At 72.7% G+C, this 6,038-nt stretch carries 6 protein-coding genes and 2 pseudogenes; 5 read left to right on the top strand and 3 right to left on the bottom strand.

Annotated elements, in window-relative coordinates:
* Positions 1–317 (top strand): annotated as a pseudogene (locus tag R1101_RS0114460) (CbiX/SirB N-terminal domain-containing protein); the annotation flags it as partial.
* A 1-nt stretch (position 318) separates the two neighbouring features.
* Here R1101_RS0114460 and R1101_RS26865 read toward each other — a convergent pair.
* A pseudogene (locus R1101_RS26865) lies at positions 319–2,054 on the bottom strand (NTP transferase domain-containing protein).
* Between the two features lie 72 nt (positions 2,055–2,126).
* On the opposite strand from R1101_RS26865, the gene R1101_RS29265 reads away from it, so the two are divergent.
* The 3 genes from R1101_RS29265 to R1101_RS0114440 are packed head-to-tail and all read left to right on the top strand — an operon-like array spanning position 2,127 to position 4,481.
* The gene (locus R1101_RS29265; RefSeq protein ID WP_016934118.1) at positions 2,127–2,540 is read left to right on the top strand and encodes a DUF6412 domain-containing protein; all 414 of its coding nucleotides are present in this window, start codon (positions 2,127–2,129) and stop codon (positions 2,538–2,540) included.
* A complete protein-coding gene (locus R1101_RS0114445; protein WP_016934117.1) occupies positions 2,506–3,126 on the top strand; it encodes an ABC transporter ATP-binding protein in 621 nt (206 codons plus the stop codon). The genes R1101_RS29265 and R1101_RS0114445 overlap by 35 nt, the downstream gene beginning before the upstream one ends.
* The gene (locus R1101_RS0114440; RefSeq protein WP_016934116.1) at positions 3,117–4,481 is read left to right on the top strand and encodes a DUF6297 family protein; all 1,365 of its coding nucleotides are present in this window, start codon (positions 3,117–3,119) and stop codon (positions 4,479–4,481) included. The genes R1101_RS0114445 and R1101_RS0114440 overlap by 10 nt, the downstream gene beginning before the upstream one ends.
* Here R1101_RS0114440 and R1101_RS0114435 read toward each other — a convergent pair.
* Positions 4,440–4,781 (bottom strand): MGMT family protein, encoded by a 342-nt coding sequence (locus R1101_RS0114435; protein WP_016934115.1) that lies wholly within the window; start codon positions 4,779–4,781, stop codon positions 4,440–4,442. The two genes, R1101_RS0114440 and R1101_RS0114435, sit on opposite strands and share 42 nt — an antisense overlap.
* A gap of 3 nt (positions 4,782–4,784) precedes the next feature.
* Positions 4,785–5,570 (bottom strand): alpha/beta fold hydrolase, encoded by a 786-nt coding sequence (locus R1101_RS0114430; RefSeq protein WP_198420280.1) that lies wholly within the window; start codon positions 5,568–5,570, stop codon positions 4,785–4,787.
* 77 nt (positions 5,571–5,647) lie between these two features.
* Here R1101_RS0114430 and R1101_RS26855 point away from each other — a divergent pair.
* The coding region (locus R1101_RS26855; protein ID WP_037223497.1) for a UvrD-helicase domain-containing protein at positions 5,648–6,038 on the top strand (391 nt) is incomplete at its 3' end.

Raw genomic sequence — 6,038 nt, 5'->3', positions numbered from 1 at the left:
CGCTCGTGCGCATCCCGGTGCGGGTCGGATGGATCGCCACCGGCGAACCGCGGGTCGCGACCGTGGTGGACGAGGTCCGCGCACGTGGCGCACGCCGCGTGTTCGTGGCGTCCTGTCTGCTCGCCGACGGCCTGTTCCATCGTCGCCTGTCCGAGGTCGGTGCAGACGGTGTCGCCGCACCGATCGGAGTGGCCGAACCCGTCGTCGACCTCGTCGTCCGGCGCTACCGCTCCGCGGTCGAGGCGCTGCGCGCGCTCGCGCCGAACGAGGCGCCTCGCCGCGCCGCGCCTGTGGGATCGGCTCGCCCCCGCGCCTGACTCAGTGGGGGAGTGGTAACAACTCCACGGGATCGCCGTCCGCGGCTCCCGGCGGCACCACCGCGATCGCGGTGCGCCCGATGAGACCGGCCAGATGCGCGGTGCGAATCATGTTGTCGCACAACCATCGTCCCTGCTCGTCCTGGCGGGCAGGAAGCAGGCGTGTGATGTCGCCGACGACCTCCGAGGCATTGGCCAGCGGAGCGATCACGGCTGCGGCGGGTGTACGGAGCGTGCGACCGTCGGCGATCGCGGGCAGCATCACCAGCAGGGTCGACACCGCCGCCACCGGATTTCCGGGTAACCCCAGCACGGCGCGGCCGTCCGGCAGCGTCGCCGCGACCTGCGACCCGCCGGGCTTGCACCGGACCCGTTCGACGACCACCTGCGCGCCGGCCCGCGCCAGCGCCCCCGCAACTGATCGGCGGCACCCCCTCCCGTCGCCCCCACGATGACGATCGCATCGGCATCGGTGCCCGCGAACAATGCGTCGAATCCGTCCGCGGTGTCGCGGAGATGCCCGTCACCGACCACCACCGCACCGCACCAGCGGACGAAATCGGGGAGTACCGGCCCCAGCGAGTCGCGCGTCTGCCCCTCGCGGAGCGGGCCGGTGCGGCGGATCTCGTCACCCGTGAGCGCGATGTGTACCCGCACGGGACCGCGCACCTCCACTGCCGTGACCTCACCGCTGGCGGCCGCGGAGACCACCGCGGGGCTCACGGCGGTGCCGGCAGGGGCGAGAATCGTTCCCGGCTCCCAGTCCTCACCGCGGCGACGCGCGTCGTCGCGGATCGGCGCATCGGGCAGGCGGGAGACGAGACCGTTCTCGACACGGACGAATTCGTCGCGCACGACGGCGGTCGCGCCGGTCGGCAGGTGGGCACCCGTCGCGATCCGGGCCGCCTCCCCGTCGTGGAGCGTGAGCGATCCGCCGTCGCCCGCATAACGGATCTCGTCGCGCAGCAACCACGGTCCGTCGCCGGCCACCGCGTAGCCGTCCATGGCCGAGGTCCGCACCCGAGGTAATGCCTCTGCCGCGACGAGCGGTGCCGCCAGCGTGGTGCCCCGCGCGTCCTCGACTGCGGCGATGCGAGACGGCAACGGCACCAACGCTTCCCGTAGCATCCTGCGCGCGTGACCGGGGTCGGTGGCGACCTGGACGGTCGCGGATCCGGCGCGCGCCGCCCGAAGGTCGTCCGGGGTGTCGCAGTCGGTGGCCTCGGGAACCGCGACGGTGACGTACCGCTCGGGAACCAACGCCTTCATGGGCCGGTTCGCGACGTCTCCGCCGAGAGCGGCCAGACGTGCGGCCAGTGCCGGTGTCCGCCATGCGGCGAGCAGGAACTGCACCCGCCCGGTCTCGTCCATCGCGAAGGCGGCCTCGGCCCTCGTGTCCTCGTTCAGGGCCTCCAGCAGGGCTGAGACGGTCTTCGGCGTGACGAACGGAAGGTCGGCGGCGAGGGTGACCACGAGATCGGCGACCGGATCCGCCGCTGCCAGCGCCGCCACCGGCCCCCCGCCCGGCGGTGTCTCCTGGATCTGCAGCACGTGCGGGTCGAGATCGTCGCGGTGCGGGCCGATCACCGTCACCCGTGCACAGCCCTCGACCGCGGCGAGAGCGGTGTCCAGCATCCTCCGGCCACCGACCGTCAGAGCGGGCTTGTCGACGCCTCCCATGCGGGTCGCGCGACCGCCCGCGACGATCACGGCTTCGACGTGCGTGAGCGTGCTCATGCCTTCATGCTGCCTCATCCACCCTCACAGGACCGTCCCTGCGCACGCACCGCGCGGCATAGACTGCCGGTCATGTTCTTCGGATGGCGGAACGGTGCCGCGGTATGCGTCGTTCTCCTGTCCTGGCTCGTCGCCACCGTCGTGCCGGTCACCGCCGTGTCCGCCGGCGACACCGCCGGACTGCTCGTCGGACTTCTGATGGTGCTCCTTGCGACGCTCGCGTTCGTCGCGGCCGCCGACGACCCGTTGTTCGCTTTCGGCCGCAGTGTCCGAGGGCCGACCTCCGAGGAACGACGCCTGCGCGGCGGGTTCCGTCGCCACTCCCACCCCGACACCCCCGGACGGCCACGTCCACGCTCACCCGGTTCCGTCCTCGCCTTCGACACTTCGTCCGACGAGGAACACCGGGAGACCTTCCATGTCCGATCCCATCCGATGCGGCGCACCCGCCGTGTCCGTCCGGAATGCCCACCGTTCGTTCGGTGACCTGACCGTCTTCACCGGGGTGAACGTCGACCTCGCCCCGGGCCGATGTTGCGCCGTGGTCGGGGCGAACGGCACCGGCAAATCCACTCTGCTCAGATGCATCGTCGGCGCCGACCGGCTCGACGAGGGTGTCGTCGAGATCGACGGCGTCCCCGTCGACGAGAGCTCCCCGACGTTGCGCCGGCGGGTCGCCGCAGTCCTCGGCGACGTCGCGACGTTCGCGCATCTCACCGCACACGAACACCTGCAACTCGTCGCGACCGGTCACGGCGTGACCGACCCGTTCGCCGCCGCCACCCGGGTTCTCGAGGAGGTCGGTCTCGCCTCGTCGGCGGATCGACTGCCGGTGACCTTCTCGGGCGGGCAGCGCCGCCGGCTCGCCCTGGCCTCCGCGCTGGTCCGACCGCGGCGGCTGCTCGTCCTCGACGAACCCGAACAACATCTCGACGAGGCCGGGCGCCGGTGGCTGGCGTCCACGCTTGCGGCCGAGAAGCGTGCCGGCGGCACCGTGCTGATGGTCTCGCACGATGCCGGGCTGGTGGACGCGGTCGACGATGTGGTGGTGGAGGCGGACCGATGGAACTGACCGCGGTCGTCCCCGGCGCGCGGGATCTCCGCGCGCTCCGTCGCAGCTTCGAGCGTCGACACGCCCCGTTCGCGGATCGTCCCGCCGCGGTCGTGCTGATCCTCCTCGGCCTGTATGTGGGAGGGGGATCGGCGTGGTGGCTGTTCTCCCTGCCGTCGGCGCCGGTCGCCTGCACGGCTCCGATCGGACGTGACGCGGGGTGCACCTCGGCATGGGCATGGGCGGTCGTCGCGGTCGCGGCCGCGGTGGGGACGGCGTCCGCCCGGGCTGTCGGTCCGGTGACGTGCGGTGCCGAGACGGAGTTCTGGCTGCTGTCCACACCGATGGATCGCGGCGCGGCACTGCGGCCCGGCGCGGCGGCGATCCTGATGGGCGGTGCGGTCGCGGGTGCCCTGGCAGGACGGCTCGCGACCTTCGTGGCCGCCCCGCCGGATCGGCTCGCGTTCACGCTGCTCACCGTCGCTCTCGGTGTCGGTGCCATCGCCCTTCCGATGCTCGCGCAGTGCCGGATGCTCCCGTCCGCCGTCGTGAGCATCGTGCTCCGGCTGTGTTTCTCGGCCCTACCGGGCGTGATGATCGTCGCCGCCACCGGCGTGCCGATACCGCCACCGGGGCCGGTGCTCGTCGCCGTCGTCTGGGCCGTCGTCGCGGCGCTGGCGATCTCGGCACTGCTCGCGTGCGGCAGGATCGCCGCACCCGAGTGGAGGGCCGGAGCGGGCACCGCGGTGGGTGTGTCGGCCTCGCTCACCGCGCTGGATCCGTCGCTGCTGGTCGACGTGGTCGAGCACAGGGCGTGGCTGCGCATCGGAGCCCGTCGCTCCCGGATGCTGCCGCGCGGCCGGATCGCGGCGCTCGTCCGTGCCGATCTGCTCCGCCATGCCCGCCGGCCGGCACCCGTGCTCCTCACGTGTGCCGCTCTGCTCGGCGTCGCGGTCCTCGCGTCGGTCGTATCGCCGCCTGCCGCCGCGGTCGTGCACCTCGTCACCGTCTTCGTGGTGGCTGTGGCCTTCGGTGCGGGTCTGCGCGACGTGTGCCGCGACCCCGATGTCGCCGTTCTGCTGGGCGCGAGCGACGCACAACTGCGCCTTCCTCTTTCGGTCGTCCCGGGCGCGGCCGCCGTGATCGCCGCCGTCGTCACGGCCCTCGCCGGGAGTGCGTCGGTGGTGAGCGCCGCGGTCGGGATCGTCGGTGGGTGCGCGGCCGCCTACCGTATGCGCACGCGACCGCCGATCGGGTACGACGGCCTGATCCTCGAGACGGCGGTCGGGCAGATTCCGGTCGATCTGCTCCGGCAGTGGGCCAGGGGACCGGATCTACTCGTCGTCTGCGCGTGGCTCGTCGCCGTGCTCGCGTGAGCCGTGCGGGAACCGGTGGCGTGCCCGGGACAGGTCGACCCTGTCGCCGGAGATCGGGACGCCTTCGAGTTCGAGGCGTGCGAGCTGCCGTCGGGCGATGTGCGCGGCCGGTCGCCCGGAGGCCGGGACCACGCGATGCCACGGCAGGTCGGCGGAATCGGTCCGCATGATCCAGCCCACCGTCCGCGCACTCGACAGGCCCGCGGCGGCGGCGATGTCGCCGTAGGTCACGACCTGCCCCGCCGGCACCGAGGCCACGAGTTCGCGGACCCGTTCGATCTGCTCGTCCGTGGTGGCCACCGGCTACACCATCCGGGCCACGAGTTCGGCGGTCTCGGCGGGACGCGCCTGGTCGATCATGTGGTCGCAGTCGAATTCGAGCACGGTCAGGTCGTCGCCGAGCCGCTCCGCGAGGTCGCGACGGAAGTCCGCCGTGGTGTACGGGGGCTGCACCTTCCCGGCCCGCACGAGGATCGTCGGGATGCCGGACGGCGGCAGGACGGGTTCGCGGGCGAGCTCGCCCCACGAGGCGACCAGGGCCGGTACGCACACCCGCCAGCCGACGCGCCCCGAGTCCGGCTTCACGAGATGTTCGGCGATCTCCTCGTCGAGCAGCTCGGGTGCCACCTCACTCCAGTCGCCGTGGACCTTCTCCGCACGGGCTTCGGCCTCGTCCGTGTAGTCGGGATGACGGTGGGTGAGGTCGGCGATCTCGAGCATCCGGCCGGCCGGGAGACCGATCGCCGGGTCGAGGAGCACCAGCGCCCGCACCCGGTCGGGCACCGCGGCGGCCAGGTGCAGCGCGAGGGCGCCGCCGAACGAATGCCCCACCACGGTGACGGGACCGGTGGTGTGCGCGTCCAGCACCGCCGTCAGGTCGGCGACGTGGGCTTCGAACGACCAGGGGGGAGTCCACGGGGAGCGTCCGTGTCCGCGCAGGTCGGGGGCGACGAACCGCAGGTGGGGCAGGTGCCGCTCCGCGAGGTTCCGCCAGCGCCGGCCGTGACCGGTGAGGCCGTGCAGCGCGAGGACCTCCGGTCCGTCGTCGGGCCCGAACAGATGGGTGTGCAGAAGCTCGGTGGCACTCACGCCGACCACTATCGCAGTCGTCGTGGCGCCACGCACCGCGCACCGGACCTGTCGTACCGATCTGGTGGGATGGGGTCATGCTCGACGTCGACACCGGCATCCCCGACCTGCACCCGATCCGGGCGCAGGGCACCGACCTGCCTGCCACCGTCTCGCGCATGTCCGAACCCCATCTCCCCGATCGTGTCCGCCGTCCGGCCGCGCGTCTGGTGCGCCGGTCCGGCGAAGCGCCGGCGGCACGCGAGTGGCCCGACGACGTGCGCGTGGTGTTCGACGATGCTCCTCCCGCCCTCCGCTGGCGGCCCTGGCAGATCCTCGGCGGGCCCGGCACCGGCAAGACGTCCCTGCTCGTCGATCTCGCGGTCCATCGCATCGCGAACGGTGCCGATCCGGAGTCGGTGCTGATCCTCACCCATTCGCGGCGGGCGGCCACCGCCGTGCGCGAGGCGATCACGGCCGGTCTGATCG

Source organism: Rhodococcus sp. R1101 (assembly GCF_000278445.1).
GTDB classification, from domain to species: domain Bacteria; phylum Actinomycetota; class Actinomycetes; order Mycobacteriales; family Mycobacteriaceae; genus Rhodococcus; species Rhodococcus gordoniae.
This window is presented reverse-complemented; position numbering and strand designations above follow the sequence as displayed.

Excerpts from the sequence above, each read along its gene's own strand:
- R1101_RS29265 (WP_016934118.1), top strand. The coding sequence starts at position 2,127 with ATGTTCTTCGGATGGCGGAACGGTGCCGCGGTATGCGTCGTTCTCCTG.
- R1101_RS0114440 (WP_016934116.1), top strand. The coding sequence starts at position 3,117 with ATGGAACTGACCGCGGTCGTCCCCGGCGCGCGGGATCTCCGCGCGCTC.